The following is a 17,099-nucleotide window of genomic DNA, read 5'->3' on the forward strand; positions in this document are numbered from 1 at the left end:
GGGGGGAGCTGCCCCCTGGTCCTGGACACTTGAACCTTGGATCGTGATGGTCGGGTTCGCCGTCAGGGGGTCAGAGCCCCAGCTCGGCCTCGAAGTTGCCGGACTCCAGCCGCTCCTTGACCGCGACGAGGAAGCGGGCCGCGTCCGCGCCGTCGATCAGCCGGTGGTCGTACGACAGGGCCAGGTAGACCATCGAGCGGACCGCGACGACCTCGCCCAGCTCCGGGTCGTTGACCACGACCGGGCGCTTCACCACGGCACCCGTGCCGAGCATCGCCGACTGAGGCGACGGCACGATCGGGGTGTCGAAGAGGGCGCCCCGGCTGCCGGTGTTGGTCAGCGTGAAGGTCGCCCCGGCGATCTCGTCCGGGCTGATCTTGTTGGTCCGGGTGCGCTCCGCCAGGTCGGCGATCCGCTTGGCGATCCCGCCCAGGTTGAGGTCGCCGGCGTTGTGGATGACCGGCACCATCAGGCCCCGCTCGGTGTCCACGGCGATGCCGAGGTGCTCCGCGTCCGGGTAGGTGATCGTCCCGCCGTCCAGGTCCATGCTGGCGTTGACGATCGGGTACGTCTGGAGCGCCTCGACCGCCGCCAGGGCGAAGAACGGCAGGAAGGACAGCTTCACGCCGTGCTTGGCCAGGAAGGAGTCCTTCGCCTGCGCCCGCAGCTTGGCGATCTTGGTGACGTCCACCTCGATCACCGTGGTGAGCTGCGCCATCTCGTGCAGCGACTCCTGCATCCGCTTGGCGATGACCGCCCGGATCCGCGGCAGCTTCTCCGTGGTGCCCCGCTTCGCGCTCGGCTGCGGCCGCGCCGCCGGCGGCTTGGCCGGGGCCGCCGCCGCGGCGGGAGCCGGCTGCGCGGCCCGCGCCGCCTTGGCGGCCTTCGCCTTCTCCGCGGCGTCCAGCACGTCCTGCTTGCGGATCCGCCCGCCCACGCCGGTGCCGGTGACCGAGGCCAGGTTGACCCCGTGCTCGGCGGCCAGCTTGCGGACCAGCGGAGTGACGTAACCGGCGGCCTCCTCGCCGCCACCCTCGACCGGGGCGGTGGGACGCTGCGGCGCGGGGGTCGGCGCGGCCGGCTGCGCGGCCTGCTCGACCTTCGCCGGCTGGGCGGCGGTCTCCGCCTCGGCCGCCGGCTCGTTGTACGACATGCCCGGGGTCGGCTCCTCGACCTTGGGCGTCGGCGCGGCCGCGGGCTTCGCCTCAACCTTCGGGGCGGGGGCGGGGGCGGGGGCCGGCTGTGCCGGGGCGGCACCGGCCGCACCGATGACCGCCAGGTCGGCGCCGACCGCCGCCGTCTCGTCCTCGGCGACCTTGATCTCCAGCAGCGTGCCGGCGACCGGCGACGGAATCTCCGTGTCGACCTTGTCGGTGGAGACCTCCAGCAGCGGCTCGTCCACCTCGACGCTGTCGCCGACCTGCTTGAGCCAGCGGGTCACCGTACCCTCGGTGACGCTCTCGCCCAGGGCCGGCATCTTGACCGGGGTGCCCGCGCCGGACGGCGCCGGGGCCGGGGCCGCCGGCTCCTGCACGGCCGGCTGCTCCGCCTCGGCCTGCGGCTCGGCGGCGGCCTCCGCGGCCTGCTCCGCCGGGGCCGCCGGCTGCGGGGCGGCCGCGCCGGCCTCCTCGCCCGCACCGGCGATGACCGCGAGCTCGCTGCCGACCTCGGCGGTCTCGTCCTCGCCGACCACGATCCGGCTCAGCACGCCCGCCGCGGGCGACGGGATCTCGGTGTCCACCTTGTCGGTGGACACCTCAAGCAGCGGCTCGTCGACCTCGACGGTCTCGCCCTCCTGCTTGAGCCAGCGCGTGACGGTGCCCTCGGTGACGCTCTCGCCGAGCCGGGGCATGGTGACCGATACCGGCATGTTCTCCAGACTCCTTCATTTCCCTGGTGGGATCATCGCCCGTCGCCGGACGCCGCGGTTGTCGTGGTCAGGCGTGCGCGTGCAGCGGCTTGCCGGCGAGGGCCAGGTGCGCCTCGCCCAGGGCCTCGTTCTGCGTCGGGTGGGCGTGCACGAGCTGCGCCACCTCGGCCGGGTACGCCTCCCAGTTGTAGATGAGCTGCGCCTCGCCGATCAGCTCACCGACCCGGGCACCGACCATGTGCACCCCGACCACCGGGCCGTCCTCGACGCGGACCAGCTTCACGAAGCCGGCGGTCTTGAGGATCTGGCTCTTGCCGTTGCCGCCCAGGTTGTAGTTGTAGGTCTTGATCTTGTCGGCACCGTACTGCTCCTTGGCCTTCGCCTCGGTCAGGCCGACCGACGCCAGCTCCGGGTCGCAGTAGGTGACCCGCGGGATGCCGGCCTCGTCGATCACGGCCGGGGTCTGCCCGGCGATCTCCTCGGCGACGAAGATGCCCTGCTGGAAGCCGCGGTGCGCGAGCTGGAGGCCGGGCACGATGTCGCCGACCGCGTAGACGTTGGGCACGCTGGTGCGCAGCCGCTCGTCGGTCAGCACGTAGCCGCGGTCCATCTTGACGCCCTGCTGCTCGTAGCCGAGGTTGGCGGTGTTCGGGCCGCGACCGACGGCGACCAGCAGCAGCTCGGCCTCGACGGTCTCGCCGCCGGCGATGGTGACCTTGACGCCGTTCTCGGTCTTCTCGACCTTCTCGAACGGCTTGCCGACCTTGAAGTTGATCTTCCGCTTGCGGAAGGCCCGCTCCAGCGCCTTCGACGACTCCTCGTCCTCGGCGGCGACCAGGCGCGGCAGCGCCTCGATGATTGTCACGTCGACCCCGAAGGACTTCCACACGCTGGCGAACTCGACGCCGATCACGCCGCCGCCGAGCACGATCGCCGAGGCCGGGACCCGGTCCAGGACCAGGGCGTGGTCGCTGGTGATCACCCGCTCGCCGTCGACCTCCAGGCCGGGCAGGCTCTTCGCGTACGAGCCGGAGGCCAGCACGACGTTGCGGCCGGTGTAGCGCTTGCCGTCGACCTCGACGGTGTTCGGCGCGACCAGCTTGCCGTGGCCCTCGACGATGGTGATGGCCTTGTTGCTCTTGAGCATCCCCTGGAGGCCCTTGTAGAGCCGGGAGATCACGCCGTCCTTGTACGAGTTGACCGCGGCCATGTCGATGCCGACCAGCTCGGCCTTGACGCCGAACTGCTCCGACTCGCGGGTCTGGTCGGCGATCTCGGCGGCGTGCAGCAGGGCCTTGGTGGGGATGCAGCCGTTGTGCAGGCAGGTGCCCCCGAGCTTGCTCTTCTCGATCAGGGCGATCGACAGGCCCAGCTGGGCGGCGCGCAGCGCGGTCGCGTAGCCGCCGCTACCACCTCCGAGGATCACGATGTCGAAGGTTGCGTCGTTCGGCTCGCTCACGTCCAACTCCCAGGTCGCGTCGCTGCATCGGGGGTTACGGGGGAGTAACAGGCACACCCCACCTCGGTCATCTTGTCACCACCGGGGACGGAGCGCGTACTGAGGTGCCCAACGACACGTCCGCGCCACGTACGCTTGGCACCGTCTTCGATGACGCACGGGGAGGAGTGGGACGCGGTGGGGCTGTTCCGACGACGCAAGCGCACGGCCGCGGTGGGCCGCGACCGGGGTGCGGACCGCGCCGATCTGGACCACCTTGAGAACTTCGTCCGCACCCGGCGGGGGGTCGAGGCGTACCTGGAGCCGCGCACCACGGTCACCGAGACCACGGTCATGCTGATCGCCGACGACGGCGAGTGGACCCGGCGGCGGATCGGCAGCCCGGAGGAGGCCCGCCGGTGGGCCCACGCGCTGGCCGTCCCGATCTACGACGTCCGGCTGATGGGCTATCCGCAGCGCATGCGCGACTACAACGAACGCCGCAAGCGCCGCCCCGAACTCTTCTGACGCGCGCCCCGGGCGCAAGGAAGGGCCCCCTGTCGTGCGCGAGGCGGCAACAGGGGGCCCTTCCTTACCCGCGTCAGCCGTTGGCGGCGACGTCGTCGACCAGGTGGAGCAGGGTGCGGACGGGGACGCCGGTGCCGCCCTTGGTCCAGTAGCCGGTCGGCTCGCCCGAGTGGTAGCCGGGGCCGGCGATGTCGATGTGCGCCCAGGCCACGTCCTCGGTGACGAACTCCCGCAGGAAGACGCCGCCCTGCAGCATGTGGCCGGCCCGGTCCATGCCCGCGTTGACCTGCGAGATGTCCGCGACGTCGGAGTCCATGCCCTTGCGGACGTCGTCCGGCAGCGGCATCGGCCAGGCCGGCTCGCCGGTCGCCTCGCCGGCGGCCTTCACCCGCTCGCACAGCTCCGGGGTGCCCATCACGCCGGCGATCTTCTTGCCCAGCGCGATCACCTGGCCGCCGGTCAGGGTGGAGGTCTCGAACAGGTAGTCGGCGCCGTCCTCGCAGGCCCGGGCGATGCCGTCGGCGAGGATCATCCGGCCCTCGGCGTCGGTGTTGAGGACCTCCACCTTCTTGCCGCTGTACATGGTGATCACGTCGCCCGGCCGGTAGCTGGTGCCCGACGGCATGTTCTCCGCCATCGGCAGGTAGCCGGTGACCGCCACGGACGGCTTGAGCGCCGCGATCGCCAGCATGGCCGCGCCGACCGCCGCCGCGCCGGCCATGTCGGACTTCATCTCCCACATGCCCTGCGCCGGCTTGATCGAGATGCCGCCGGTGTCGAAGGTGATGCCCTTGCCGACCAGCGCCACCCGCTTGCCGTTGCCGCCGGCCTCGGGCGTGTAGGTCAGCTTGACCAGCCGCGGCGGGGCCTCCGAGCCCTGGCCGACGGCGAGGATGCCGCCGTACCCGCCGGCCTTGAGGGCCGCCTCGTCGAGCACCTCGACGCCGAGCCCGGCCTCCCGGGCGGCGGCGGCCACGGCCTCGGCGAACGCCGGCGGGCGCAGCTCGTTCGGGGCGGTGTTGACCCAGTCCCGGCTGGTCCGCACCGCGTCGGTCACCGCCTGGGCCCGGGCGATCTCCGCCTGGGCGGTCGCGTCGGCGGCGTCCGGCACCGCGACCAGCACCTCGGCCACCGGCTCGCGCCGGGCCGGCTGCGGCTTGGTCTTGTAGCCGGCGAACCGGTAGCCGCCGAGCAGCGCGCCCTCCGCGACCGCGCGCAGCGCGGCCGGGGCGTCCGCGTCGTCGGGCAGCGGCAGGGCCAGCGCGACGCGCGGCGCGCCGGCGAGGGCGCGTACGGCGGCGCCGGCGGCCCGGCGCAGGGTCTCCGGAGCCGGGGCGGCGCCGGTCGGCTCCGGGCCGAGCCCGACGGCGGCGACGATCGGGGCGGTCACCGTGCCCAGCGTGGCCAGCTTGATCACCTCCCCGGCGCCGCCGGTCGCGCCGAGCAGGGCCAGGGTCTCGGTCAGCTTGCCGTCGAACGCGGCGGCGATGCTCTCCGCGCCGCTGGCCAGCAGCAGGGCGCCGGCGGGTGCGCCGGACCCCTGCTCTCCGGTCTGGCTGTGCACGCCGATCACGATGGCGTCGACGGCGAGTTCGGCGGGGTCGGTGTCGACCAGGCTGAGGGTGGTACGGGGCGATGTCACTGAGGCTACTCCGGGCGGGCCGGGCCGGCCGCGTCGTCGCGTACCGGCGATGAAGGTCTCCGGCGGCAACCTACCCGCCGGACGTGTGGCTGTCCCGCCGATCGGTCCCGACGGGTCCCGCCGATGCTAACCAGCCCCTCAGCTGGCGGTAAGTTGCCACCCATGACCGAGGTGACCCCCGACGCCGCCGCGACCAGGCTGCGCCGTTCCCCGTTGCACGAGCGGCACACCGCCGCCGGCGCCAAGTTCGCCCCCTTCGGGGGCTGGGAGATGCCGCTGGAGTACGCCGGTGGCGGCGTGCTCAAGGAGCACACGGCGGTGCGTACCGGGGTGGGCGTCTTCGACGTCTCGCACCTGGGGAAGGCCCGGATCACCGGGCCGGGCGCGGCGGACTTCGTCAACGCCTGCCTGACCAACGACCTCGGCCGGATCGGCCCGGGGAAGGCGCAGTACACGCTCTGTTGCGACGACGCCACCGGCGGCGTCATCGACGACATCATCGCCTACCTGCACGCCGACGACCACGTCTTCCTCATCCCGAACGCGGCGAACACCGCCGAGGTGGTCCGCCGGTTGCGCGCCGCCGCGCCGGCCGGGGTGGAGGTGACCGACGAGCACGAGGCGTACGCGGTGCTCGCGGTGCAGGGGCCGCGCTCGGCGGACCTGCTCGGCCGGCTGGGCCTGCCCACCGACCACGGATACATGAGCTTCTCCGTGGCGACGCTGGACGGCGTCGGGCTGACCGTGTGCCGCACCGGCTACACCGGCGAACTCGGCTACGAGCTGGTCGTTCCGGCCGAGCACGCGGTCGCCGTCTGGGACGCGCTGTTCGCCGCCGGTGCCGCGGACGAGCTGCGGGCGTGCGGGCTGGCGGCGCGGGACACCCTGCGCACCGAGATGGGGTACCCGCTGCACGGGCAGGACCTGTCCCCCGAGATCACCCCGGTGCAGGGCCGCTCCGGCTGGGCGGTGGGCTGGGACAAGCCGGTCTTCTGGGGCCGGGACGTGCTGCTCGCCGAGAAGGCCGCCGGCCCGGCGCGTACGCTGCGCGGCCTCCAGGCGGTCGACCGCGCGATCCCGCGCCCCGGCATGGCCGTGTACGCCGGCGACACCCGGGTCGGCACCATCACCAGCGGCACCTTCAGCCCGACCCTGAAGCAGGGCATCGCCCTCGCCCTCGTCGACACCGAGCCGAAGCTCCCCGACGGCGACACCCTCGAGGTCGACATCCGCGGCCGCCGCGCCCCGCTCCGCCTGACCCGCCCCCCCTTCGTCCAGCCGTCCGTCCGCTGACCCCGCGTCGGCGTTGATCAAGGGGTTTGCGTCGGGATCCGGCCCGCCGGGGACGCAAACCCCTTGATCAACAGCGGAAGGTGCGGTCAGTCGCCGGTGGGGGGTTGGCCGGCGTCGAGGACCGCCTGGGTCCAGCCGCCCTCGATGACACCGGTGCCGTCGAGGAGGGCCCAGTCGACGACGTCCGTCGCCTCCACCACCACGGGTGAGCCGATCCGGACGCTCGGGTCGCTGGTGGCGTCGCTGGCGCTGGTGCCGACGATCCGTTCCGGGGTCTCCCACGAGGCCACCGCCGCCCAGACGTACTCCGGGCCGTCGTCGCCGGGCAGGCCGTACTTGACGACCAGCTGGGACTCGGCGGGCAGCTGGCCGGCGAGGAAGCGCGCCCGGATGTCGCCCAGGCCGGCCCGCGCCTCGGTGATCGCCCGGCTCATCGCGTCGCCCGACCGGGCGTACCGGACGTCCGGCTGGATGCCGTTGAACAGCGTGGCGCAGGCGGCGGCGAAGTAGCGGCCGGGCGGCCCGGGATGCCCCGGCGGCGGGCTGAGGGTGAGGAACGAGTCGGCGTCCGGATCGGTCGCCGGGTCCAGCTCCAGCCGCAGCAGCACCGGCGCCGTCGCCCCGTGCTGCTCCGGATTGCCGTACGCCACCGCGATGTCGTGCCCGGTCACCGTGGCCAGCACCGGAAGCTGCACGAACGCCGGCACCTCCTCGCCGGCCAGCCCCTCGGTCCAGTCCCGCAGCAGTCGCCGCGCGGCACCGGTCATCACCGCGCCCCAGGCCCGGGTGAGGTGGTCCGGCACGCCCTGGGCCTGGAGCTCCAGCAGCCCGAAGCGGCGCAGCCCCTTCGTGGTGAACCAGAGCCCGTCGGCGTCCGACGAGTAGGGCACCAGCACCCAGTCGACCAACCGGATCCGGCCCTCCGCGTCGGGGAGCGAGCGCAGCGCGGCCGCCGGGTCCAGAAACTGGAGGCCGAAGACGTCCACCACGTCCCCGCCGACCGTCTCGGCGATCGCCGCGGCCACCGCCCGGGCCGCCCACTCGTGCGCCGGCGGCCAGCCGGGCCGGTACTCCGCCTGCACCACCACCAGGTGCGTCGCGGCGGCCAGCCGGGCCAGCTGGTCCTCCGTGGCACCGAAGGCGGTGAGCAGGTCCGGCGGCAGCTCGGGGAACTCGCTGACCTGCCGGGTGTCGACGGTCATCAGCGGGCTGGCCAGCATCTGCTTCGCCAGCCCGTGCACCGGCTCGGCGAGCCGCCCGGTCAGGCCCTCGACCGCCGTCCTCGGGCTGACCTTCGGCAGGCCGGTGATCGGCACCAGGTAGGTCGCGTCCAGCGACTCCGGGACCGGTACGGGCAGGAAGTCGTCCGTGATGAGCATGCGTCCCCCCTCGACCGCACCGCTGCCGTCGTCCACGAACGCTACCCGCCCGGACGGGTGACGCTCAGCCGGACAGCACCAGTCCCAGGTAGGCCAGCGTGGTGACGATCTCCACGGTGGCGCCGAGCACGTCCCCGGTGACCCCGCCGAGCCGGCGTACCACGTGCCGCAGGAGTCCCGCCGCGACGGTGAGCGCGGCGACGACGGCGAGTGGCCCCTGCCAGGGGCGGCCCGGCGCGGCCGGCACCGCCAGCAGCGCGACGGCGGCCGCGCCGACGACCAGCGCGACCGGCCCCACCGTGCCGGCCACCAGCGCACCCAGCCCCTCGGGCCGGGCAGCCGGCACGCCGCGACGGCAGGCCAGGCCGACGCCGAGGCGCCCGGCGGCCGTCGCGGCGGCCACCGCGGCGAGCACCGCCGGCCACGACCGCCCGGCCAGCTCGGCGAGCACCGCGGCCTGGAGCAGGAGCACGACCACCAGCGCGACCACCCCGAACGGGCCGACGTCCGGCTTCTTCATGATCTCCAGCGCCGCCGCACCGCGCCGGTAGGAGCCCAGCGCGTCCACGGTGTCGGCCAGCCCGTCCAGGTGCAGGCCCCGGGTGAGCAGCGCACCGAGGCCGACGGTGACCCCGGCCGCGACCAGCGGGGGAGCGACGGTGGCGACCAGCAGCAGCACCGCCGCGAGGAACGCGCCGAGCAGCGCCCCGACCGCCGGGGCGAGCGCCATCGCGGTGCCCGCAGCGGCCCGGTCCACCCGGCCGGCGCGCAGCGGCACCGTGGTGAAGGTGGTGACCGCCAGCCGGATCCCGTCGGCGAGCCGTGCCTCAGTCGGCACGCTGGCCGGGGGCGTCCGGCACCGCGACCGGTTCGTCCGGCTCGACGGTGGCGACCCGGCTGGGTCCCGGGCCGGCCGGCTCCGGCTCGGCGAACTCCGGCTCCGGGGTGGTCGGTGCCGGGCCGGCCGGCTCCGGCTCCGTGGTGGTCGGCCCGGGACCGGCCGGCTCGGGCTCGGCGAACTCCTCGTCGTCCTCGGTGTCGCGCAGCGACGGGTGCACCGGCAGGCTGGCGGCGAGCGCCAGCGCCGACCGCAGCAGCGGCAGGGTGGCCAGCGCGGTCGCTCCCTCGCCGAGGCCGAGCCGCAGGTCCACCAGCGGGGTCAGGCCGAGCACGTCGGCGGCGAGCCGCACCGCGGGCTGGCCGCCGTGATCGGGCAGCAGACACCAGTGCCGGGCCTGCCCGGCCAGGTCGCGGCTGACCATGCCGGCGGCGACCCCGACCGGCCCGTCCAGCAGCACCGGGATCCGCCGGGCGGTCGCGCCGAGCAGCACGCCGGTGGCCACCGCGATGTCGCCACCGCCCAGCTCGGCCAGCACGTCCTTGGCGTCCCGTGGGGAGCGCCGGGTGCGGTGCAGCGCGTCCCGGACCGCCGCGCAGCGGACCATCCAGGCCGCGTCGTCGAACTCACCCTGCTCGGTCGTCACCCGGCCCAGCACGGCCGGCGGTTCCGCGCCGGCCGTGGCCACCAGCACCGCCGCGGCGGCCGCCTCGGTGCCCGCCCCGCACGCCGCCAGCACCAGCAACTGTACGCCCGCGTCGGCGGCCTGCTCGGCCAGCCGCCACCCATACCGCAGGGCCGACTCGACCTGGTCGGCGGTGAGTGCCGGCTCGTCCTCCATCGCGCCGGAGGCGGGCGTCTCGACCACCTGGAGACCGGCCCCGCTCTCGGCCGCCAGCCGGGCCAGCGCCCCCTTGCCGGCGCGAGCCTGCCGGGCGCGGCGGGCCGACTCGCCGGGTGTCGTGCCGGCCGACGCGCCACCGGCATGGTCGCCGTGCAACAGCAGCACCCGTACCGAACTCCACGGCGCGGGGGTCGGGGTGCCCTGGGTGGCGGCGGCGAAGCCCACCACCCGCTCCAGCACGCCCAGCCCGGCGCCGGGCAGGTCCAGGGTGACGAGCCGGTCGACCGCCTGGGGGCCGACGTAGTCGTCGGGCATGGGCAGTTCCATGCCGGGCTCGATGACCAACCCGGTGGCGACCAGCGGCAGCGCCCTGGTGGCGGTGGCCCAGTCGGTCGCCGGCACCGGCTCGGGGGCCGGCAAGGGCGGCGCCATGTCCGGGGCCAGCACCTCGGGCAGCGCCGGCTCCGCCGCACCGGCCGGAGCAGCCGTCGGTTGCCCGGCGACCCGCTGCGTCGGCGTGCCCGCCTCGCCTCGGACGGCCCGTGCCGGCACGGCGGGACGGGGCCCGGCGGCGGGCTTCAGCCAGGCGGGCTGGCCGGCCACGACCAGCACCACCGCGTCACAGGCGTCCGCGACCGCCCGGTTGGTCTGGCCCAGCGCGTCGGTGAACGCCCGGCCCAGCGGGGTGGTCGGCACCAGGCTGAGCCCCACCTCCGGACTCACCAGCACCAGCCGGGCGGTGCTGGCCCGGACGGCCGCCGCCAGCTCGGCGATGGTGGCCGTGTCGTCGGCGGGCTGGTGGGCCGGGTCGAGCAGCACGGTCACCCAGCCGCCCAGGTCGTCGACGAGCAGCGTCTCGTTCGGCCCGGCCGCCGCGATCACCTCGGCCAGCCGGCCCGGGTCCGTGGCAGTCTCCTCGGTGGTCCAGCTGCCCGGCCGGCGGGCCCGGTGCGCCGCCAGGCGGGCCGCCCACTCGGTGTCCTCCGGGTCCCCTTCGCCGGCGGTGGCCACGTACCGGACCGTGGGAGCGTCGGCGACCAGGGATTCCGCGAACTCGGACTTGCCGGACCGGATACCGCCGAGCACCAGGAGCGTGTTCCACCCGTCAACGGACATGCCCGTACCTTAAGGCCGCCGGGCGGGTCGTCGCCCGCCGGCCCGTACGCGAACCGGCGGGCGGGAACCCCCGGTCAGCCGCAGTGCTCGAACGGGCTGCCGTAGCTGGCCCCGGCGACCGACCCGCCCCACTTCACGCAGACCCCGCCCGCGCCGGCCCGGACCGGCCCGGCGTAGTACGCGAACGCCCCGCTGTCGGTCGCCCGGTCCTTCCCCTTCACCTCCAGGTACGCCGACGTCTGGGTGGCCTTGCCGACGTCGGTGTCCTTCAGCGTGACCACGCAGTTGGTCCGGCTGCTGGCGTTGTAGAGCAGGTAGACGCGACCCTTGCGGGTGCCGTTCGCGGTCAGCGGCGCCGAGTCGATCACCTGGTAGCCGCTGCCGCACACCTGCCCCGCCGTGTACGGGTTGGGCTTCTGCGGCGCGCTGGTGGTGCCCGTCGGTTTCGGCGAGCCGGTGCCGCCGCTGGACGGGGAGACCGGCGCCGGCGCCCCGGCGGGTGGGGTGGTGGTGGCGGCCGGCGCCGGGCGGCTCGCTGACGCCGACGGCGAGGTGCTGGCCCGTCCGGTGCGGCTCGGCGTCGGCTCCGGCGCGCCCTGCGTGACCTGCGGCTCCGGCAGGCCCGGGTCGGCCGCCGTGGACTCGCCGGTCAGCGCGGTCCGGTCCGCCGGCGGGTCGTCCTGCGAGCGCAGCGCTGCCACCGCCACGGTGGTCACCAACGCGACGAGGACGACGCCGGCCGCCGCGGCCAGAGCGAGGACGCGTCCCCGCCCCCGTCGCCCCGCCGGCTCCTCCCGCGTCGGCGGGACACCCGAGCCGGCGCCCAGCTCCTGCTCGGGGCCGTAGCCTCCGGGACCTGTGCCCGGCTGGCCGGGGTGCGCCACGCCGACCGACCAGGCGGGACCGGCCGGGGGCGGAGCCGGCTGCCCGACACCGCCGGGCGGCCCGGCGGCGGCGTGGGCGGGCGGTCCGACGGTGGCGTGGGCGGGGGGCCCGGCGGTGGCGTGGGCGGGCGGTCCGGACGGCGGCGGGGCGGAGCCACCCGGGCCGCCGGACCCGGGGCCGGTGGGGGGCGCTGCCGCAGGCGCCGGTGCGGGAGTACGGGGGTCCGGTCCCGCACCGGGGTCGGGATCGGTCGGGGGACCGGCGGGGGAGGAAGCGCCGGACGGCGTACCCGCGGAGTGGTCGGCGGCGGCCGGGCCGGGCGCGGCCGGCGCGGCGGCCCCCGGCACGGCCGGGCCGGCCACCGCCCACGGCGGCCGGGGCGGGACGGGGACGCTGGCCAGGGTGGCGTCCCGGGCGTCCTGCGCGGCCTCGGCCATGGCGCGGGCGCTCGGGTACCGGTCGCCGGGGCTCTTCGCCAGCGCCTGCCGGACCACCTCGACCACCGCCGGGGGCGTGCCCGGTGGCAGCGGGGCGGGCTCGTCCTGGGCGTGTCGCAGCGCCACCTGCAGCGGGTTGTCGCCGTCGAAGGGCGGCTGGCCGGCGAGGCAGAAGTACGCCACCGCGCCGAGGGCGTAGACGTCGGTGGCCGGCGAGACGCGCTGGCCGGTGGCCTGCTCCGGCGACATGTACGAGGCGGTGCCGAGCACCATGTGCGCGGCGGTGATCCCGGCCATGGTGCTGGCCCGGGCGATGCCGAAGTCGACCAGCACCACCGCGCCGTCCCGCTTGACCAGCAGGTTGCCCGGCTTGACGTCCCGGTGCACGATCCCGGCGAGGTGGGCGGCGTGCAGCGCGTGCCCGGCCTGCGCCACCACCGACATGGTGGACGCCGGGTCGAGCCGGCCGGCGCGCCGGATCCAGGTCACCAGCGGTTCACCGTCGACGTACTCCATCACCAGGAAACTCACCTGGCTGCCGTCGGTGAGCGTGGCGGCGCCGAAGTCGTGCACCTGCACGATGCCCGGGTGCCGCAGCGCGGCCAGCATCCGGGCCTCGGCGTGGAAGCGGGTGGTGAACTCCGGGTCGGCGACCAGCGACGGCAGCAGCACCTTCACCGCGACCTCGCGGCCCAGCAGGGTGTCGGTGCACTTCCAGACGGCACCCATGCCGCCGGTCGCGATGCGTTCGTCCAGCCGGTACCGGTCGCTGAGGACCACACCTCGAGTCAGCACGGCGCCACGGTACCGGCCGCCGGTCGGCGACATGATCCAGCGGGGTGCCCGTCCGGCAGGTGGCGGCCGGGCCGATCGTGGCCCGGCCGACTACGCTTGCGGGGGTCCGTCCCAGGGGACGACGGCGGCGAGGGGAGACGCGGCATGGCGTGGAGCTGGCGGTACGAGGGCACGAACGGCGAGTCGGTCGACGGGCCGAGTGAGTCGTTCGGCAACCAGGCGGACGCCGAGTCGTGGATCGGCCAGACCTGGCGGGAGCTCGCGGCGGCCGGCGTCACCTCCGTCGCGCTCGTCGAGGACGACCGGGTGGAGTACCGGATGAGCCTGCTGCCCCCGGCCCAGTGATGGGCTACGACCGCCCAGGCGAACCGCTGGTGCTCGGGGTGCCCCGGGCAGCGTTCCGGCCGAGCCCGGTCTTCCTGGCGCTGGTCGCGCTCTTCGTGGCCAGCGGCGCGCTGACCTGGCACGGGTTCGGCAACGTCCGGTTCGACGTCTTCCTGTTCGTGGTCTCGGGCTGGCTGGTCTCGCTCTGCCTGCACGAGTACGCCCACGCGGTGGTCGCGTACCGGTCCGGGGACCGGGACATCGCCCACCGGGGCTACCTGACGCTCAACCCGCTCAAGTACACCCACCCCCTGCTGTCGATCGTGCTGCCGGTGGTCGTGGTGCTGCTCGGCGGCATCGGCCTGCCGGGTGGCGCGGTCTGGGTCGACCGGCACGCCATCCCCGGCCGGCTGCGGCACACCCTGGTCAGCCTGGCCGGCCCGGCCACCAACGTGCTGTTCACCCTGCTGCTGGTGGCGGCGCTGCTGATCGGCCCCTCGGCCGTGGGTGGCCCCCTGGAATTCTGGGCCGGCGTGGGGCTGCTGGCGTTCCTCCAGCTCACCGCCAGCGTGCTCAACCTGCTGCCGGTGCCCGGCCTGGACGGCGGCAACATGATCCAGCCGTGGCTCAGCTCGTCGTACCGCCGGACCTACGACCTGTTCGCCCCGTACGGCTTCATCCTGCTGTTCGCGCTGCTGTGGAGCCCGCGGATCGGCGGCTGGTTCTTCGGCGCGGTCTTCTGGATCGCCGACCTGCTCGGCCTGCCGCCCGGCCTCTACGTGCTCGGCCGGGAGCTGATCCGCTTCTGGCAGGGCTGAGCCCGGCCCGGTCCGGCCGGCGCATCGCGCCGACCGGACCGGGGACGCGTCACGGACGCTGGGCGGGGGACTCGGTCTTCGCCGGGTCCCGTTCGGTGACCGGCTCGACGATCTCGTCGATCGCCTTGAGCAGGTCGGCGTCGAGCTTCACGCCCGCCGCCTTCACGTTGTCGTGCACCTGCTCCGGCCGGGACGCCCCGACGATCGCCGAGGAGACGTTCGGGTTCTGCAGCACCCAGGCGATGGCCAGCTGCGGCATGGTCAGCCCGGCCTGCTCCGCGAGGGGCTTGAGCCGCTGCACCCGGGTGAGCACCTCGTCGCCGAGCCACTTGGCGATGAACCCGGCACCCGACTTCTCGTCGGTCGCCCGGGAACCGGCCGGCGGCGGCTGGCCCGGCAGGTACTTGCCGGAGAGCACGCCCTGGGCCATCGGCGACCAGACGATCTGCCCGAGGCCGAGCTCCTCACAGGTCGGGATCACCTCGGCCTCGATGACCCGCCACAGCATCGAGTACTGCGGCTGGCTGGAGACCAGCGGGATACGCAGCTCGCGGGCGAGCTGGTGGGCCTCGCGGATCTGCGACGCCTTCCACTCGGAGACGCCGATGTAGTGCGCCTTGCCGGAGTGCACGACGTCGGCGAACGCCTCCATCGTCTCCTCGAGGGGGGTGCTGTAGTCGTACCGGTGGGCCTGGTAGAGGTCCACGTAGTCGGTCTGGAGGCGGCGCAGTGAGCCGTTGATCGACTCCATGATGTGCTTGCGGGACAGCCCGCGATCGTTGCGTCCCGGGCCGGTCGGCCAGAAGACCTTCGTGAACAGCTCGAGCCCCTCGCGGCGCTCGCCCTTCAGCGCGCGGCCCAGCACCTCCTCGGCCCTCGTGCCGGCGTACACGTCGGCGGTGTCGAAGGTGGTGACGCCGGTGTCCAGGGCGGCCCGCACGCAGGCGATCGCCGCCTCCTCCTCGACCTGCGAACCGTGGGTGATCCAGTTGCCGTACGAGATCTCGCTGACCATCAGGCCCGAGCGGCCTAGGTGTCGGAATTCCATGCCTCGACCCTAGTCCCGCCCGATCGGGTCACCGCGCGGCGCGTCGGCGCGGTGGCCGCCCGGCGTTCCGCACCGGCACCGCGTTCCGCCCGCTCCGCCCGTTGCCGCGGCCGCCGCTCAGAGCACCGGGCTGGTGTCGGCGAGCAGGTTGTCGATCTCCGCGACCACGGCGGCCCGGCTCGGATGCGCCAGGCCGATCAGCGGCTCGCCCCGGCGGTCCAGCGCGCCCCAGCGGCCCGACTCGTCGCGTACGAGGAAGGCGACCGGGTGCACGACCACCGCCGGGTACGCCGGCTCGACCAGGACCAGGCCGGTCCGGTCCACCACGCCCCGGCGGCCGGCCACTTCCACCACGGCCAGGCCGTCCTCGGTGAAGCCGTCCACGTAGCGGCCGTCGGCCAGCGCGGTGATCAGCCCGTGGTACCGGGTCGGCACCACGACCTGGCCGGTCCGGTCGACCGCGCCCCAGCCGCCGGCCTGGCGGACCGCCGCCAGGCCGCCGCGGAACGGTCGGACGTCCTCGTAGCCCGGCGGGATCCGCACGATGTTGGTCGGGTCGACCGCCATCCACCGCCCCTTGCCGTCCATCGACACCCAGGCCAGCCCCTCCGAGAACGAGCCCACCCCCCGGTAGCCGTTGTTCGCCTCGATGAGCGCCGCGCCGGTGGTGTCGATCAGCGCCCAGCGGGCCGCCTCCGGGCGCCGTACCCAGGCCATCCCCTCCCGGAACGGCTGCGCCTCGGCGTACCGGTGGTCGATCACCAGTTCGCCCTCGGCGTCCGCGTACCCCCAGAGCTGCTGCTCCTCGTCGAACGTGGGCACCGGCTGCCGCTCCTCACCCAGGATCGCCTCCCGGGTCCGCGGCTTCGGGCCGAAGCCGCCGGCCGCCGCCCGCGCGGCGACCGCGTCCAGCGCCACCGCCGTACGCTCGCTCAGCTCCGCGTCCTCGCCCTTGCGCAGGTCCAGGGCCCGCTCGAAGTGCAGGCACGCCTCGGTCAGCCGGCCCTGGTCGTAGCAGGACCGGCCGGCGTGCTCGTGCAGCGCCGAGCGCAGCCGGTCGGGCAGTTCGGGCGAGTTGGCCTCGGCGAAGAGCCGGTCGGCCTCCGCGTACTCGCCCCGCCAGCGCAGCACCTCGGCCAGCCGCGCGCGGGCCAGCGCGGTCCGCCGCAACTCGCCGGTGGCCTCCGCGTACGTCAGAGCCAGCCGCGCGTCGGCGACGGCGTCGTCCAGGTCGCCGAGGATCCGGGCGGCCACCGACCGCAGGCTCAGCAGCCGGGCCCGGTTGCGGTTGTCCAGCGTGCTGTTCAGCTTCGTGGTGAGCCCGTCCCGGACCTCGCGCAGCGCCTCCGGATCGGGGGCCTCCTCGCGCAGCTTCTCCGGGTGCAGCCGCCACCGGATGGCGGCCAGCGCCTGCTCCGGGTCCACCGGGCGCACCTCGCGCGGTTCGTCCTCCGGTGCGGCAGCCGGTGCCGGCGGGGCGGACACCGGCGCGGGCGGTGCGGAGACCTGGGCCGGCGCTGCCGGCTGCGGCTCGCCCTCTGCCGGGGTGGCCGGTGCCGGGGGCGCGGAGACCAGGGTGAGTGATGGCGTCCGCGGTTCGCTGTCCGCCGGGGTGGCGGTTGCCGGGGGCGCGGAGACCTGCACGGGCGGGGCCGACACCGGCTGGGCGGCCGACGCCGGAACCTGTGCCGGCGGGGCGGAGAAGACCGGCGGTGCGGACACCGGCGCGGGCACCTGGGCCGGTGGTGCCGACACCTGGGCCGGTGGCGCGGAGACCTGGGCCGGTGGTGCGGAGACCTGGGCCGGTGGTGCGGAGACCTGGGCCGGTGGTGCGGAGACCTGGG

Annotated in this window: 13 protein-coding genes; 4 read left to right on the forward strand and 9 right to left on the reverse strand. The window is 75.0% G+C overall.

Going from position 1 to position 17,099, the window contains the following annotated elements:
- Positions 1 to 70 precede the first annotated feature (70 nt).
- Together sucB and lpdA are read right to left on the reverse strand one after the other, a co-directional pair.
- Positions 71 to 1,870, reverse strand: coding sequence for a 2-oxoglutarate dehydrogenase, E2 component, dihydrolipoamide succinyltransferase (sucB, locus tag ABZ570_RS21510; RefSeq protein WP_358066278.1), 1,800 nt, complete (start codon positions 1,868 to 1,870; stop codon positions 71 to 73).
- Between the two features lie 67 nt (positions 1,871 to 1,937).
- Positions 1,938 to 3,329: a dihydrolipoyl dehydrogenase gene (gene lpdA, locus ABZ570_RS21515; RefSeq protein WP_358066281.1), complete on the reverse strand. Its 1,392-nt coding sequence runs from the start codon at positions 3,327 to 3,329 to the stop codon at positions 1,938 to 1,940.
- Between the two features lie 177 nt (positions 3,330 to 3,506).
- Between lpdA and ABZ570_RS21520 the strand changes: the two genes are divergently transcribed.
- Complete coding sequence (locus tag ABZ570_RS21520) at positions 3,507 to 3,836, forward strand: hypothetical protein (protein ID WP_358066385.1); 330 nt, start codon at positions 3,507 to 3,509, stop codon at positions 3,834 to 3,836.
- A 73-nt stretch (positions 3,837 to 3,909) separates the two neighbouring features.
- Here ABZ570_RS21520 and ABZ570_RS21525 read toward each other — a convergent pair whose 3' ends face one another.
- A complete protein-coding gene (locus tag ABZ570_RS21525) occupies positions 3,910 to 5,478 on the reverse strand; it encodes a leucyl aminopeptidase (RefSeq protein ID WP_358066284.1) in 1,569 nt (522 codons plus the stop codon).
- 162 nt (positions 5,479 to 5,640) lie between these two features.
- Between ABZ570_RS21525 and gcvT the strand changes: the two genes are divergently transcribed.
- Positions 5,641 to 6,771 carry a glycine cleavage system aminomethyltransferase GcvT gene (gene gcvT, locus ABZ570_RS21530; RefSeq protein ID WP_358066287.1) on the forward strand — a complete coding sequence of 377 codons (1,131 nt, stop codon included), beginning with the start codon at positions 5,641 to 5,643 and terminating at the stop codon, positions 6,769 to 6,771.
- 86 nt (positions 6,772 to 6,857) lie between these two features.
- Here the strand turns inward: gcvT and ABZ570_RS21535 are convergent, their stop codons facing one another.
- The 4 genes from ABZ570_RS21535 to ABZ570_RS21550 form a co-directional block, all read right to left on the reverse strand.
- On the reverse strand, positions 6,858 to 8,150 hold the full coding sequence (locus ABZ570_RS21535) for a DUF2314 domain-containing protein (protein WP_358066290.1): 1,293 nt from the start codon (positions 8,148 to 8,150) through the stop codon (positions 6,858 to 6,860).
- Between the two features lie 64 nt (positions 8,151 to 8,214).
- Entirely contained in the window at positions 8,215 to 8,988 is a 774-nt protein-coding gene (locus ABZ570_RS21540; RefSeq protein WP_358066293.1) for an adenosylcobinamide-GDP ribazoletransferase, read from the reverse strand.
- On the reverse strand, positions 8,978 to 10,948 hold the full coding sequence (locus ABZ570_RS21545; protein ID WP_358066296.1) for a bifunctional adenosylcobinamide kinase/adenosylcobinamide-phosphate guanylyltransferase: 1,971 nt from the start codon (positions 10,946 to 10,948) through the stop codon (positions 8,978 to 8,980). The genes ABZ570_RS21540 and ABZ570_RS21545 overlap by 11 nt, the downstream gene beginning before the upstream one ends.
- A gap of 74 nt (positions 10,949 to 11,022) precedes the next feature.
- Positions 11,023 to 13,065, reverse strand: coding sequence for a serine/threonine-protein kinase (locus ABZ570_RS21550; RefSeq protein WP_358066299.1), 2,043 nt, complete (start codon positions 13,063 to 13,065; stop codon positions 11,023 to 11,025).
- 144 nt (positions 13,066 to 13,209) lie between these two features.
- Between ABZ570_RS21550 and ABZ570_RS21555 the strand changes: the two genes are divergently transcribed.
- Both ABZ570_RS21555 and ABZ570_RS21560 read left to right on the forward strand, forming a co-directional pair.
- Positions 13,210 to 13,410 (forward strand): hypothetical protein, encoded by a 201-nt coding sequence (locus ABZ570_RS21555; RefSeq protein WP_358066302.1) that lies wholly within the window; start codon positions 13,210 to 13,212, stop codon positions 13,408 to 13,410.
- On the forward strand, positions 13,410 to 14,207 hold the full coding sequence (locus tag ABZ570_RS21560) for a site-2 protease family protein (protein WP_358066388.1): 798 nt from the start codon (positions 13,410 to 13,412) through the stop codon (positions 14,205 to 14,207). Before ABZ570_RS21555 ends, ABZ570_RS21560 begins: the two co-directional genes overlap by 1 nt.
- Before the next feature lie 49 nt (positions 14,208 to 14,256).
- Here ABZ570_RS21560 and ABZ570_RS21565 read toward each other — a convergent pair whose 3' ends face one another.
- Entirely contained in the window at positions 14,257 to 15,255 is a 999-nt protein-coding gene (locus tag ABZ570_RS21565; protein WP_358066305.1) for an aldo/keto reductase family protein, read from the reverse strand.
- A 117-nt stretch (positions 15,256 to 15,372) separates the two neighbouring features.
- On the reverse strand, positions 15,373 to 17,010 hold the full coding sequence (locus ABZ570_RS21570; RefSeq protein ID WP_358066391.1) for a WG repeat-containing protein: 1,638 nt from the start codon (positions 17,008 to 17,010) through the stop codon (positions 15,373 to 15,375).
- Positions 17,011 to 17,099 lie beyond the last annotated feature (89 nt).

The organism is Micromonospora sp. NPDC007271, from assembly GCF_040634005.1.
Lineage (GTDB): Bacteria > Actinomycetota > Actinomycetes > Mycobacteriales > Micromonosporaceae > Micromonospora.

Coding starts and splice junctions, on each gene's coding strand:
- sucB (WP_358066278.1), bottom strand. CDS start 1,870: ATGCCGGTATCGGTCACCATGCCCCGGCTCGGCGAGAGCGTCACCGAG.
- gcvT (WP_358066287.1), top strand. CDS start 5,641: ATGACCGAGGTGACCCCCGACGCCGCCGCGACCAGGCTGCGCCGTTCC.
- ABZ570_RS21535 (WP_358066290.1), bottom strand. CDS start 8,150: ATGCTCATCACGGACGACTTCCTGCCCGTACCGGTCCCGGAGTCGCTG.
- ABZ570_RS21545 (WP_358066296.1), bottom strand. CDS start 10,948: ATGTCCGTTGACGGGTGGAACACGCTCCTGGTGCTCGGCGGTATCCGG.
- ABZ570_RS21555 (WP_358066302.1), top strand. CDS start 13,210: ATGGCGTGGAGCTGGCGGTACGAGGGCACGAACGGCGAGTCGGTCGAC.
- ABZ570_RS21560 (WP_358066388.1), top strand. CDS start 13,410: ATGGGCTACGACCGCCCAGGCGAACCGCTGGTGCTCGGGGTGCCCCGG.
- ABZ570_RS21565 (WP_358066305.1), bottom strand. CDS start 15,255: ATGGAATTCCGACACCTAGGCCGCTCGGGCCTGATGGTCAGCGAGATC.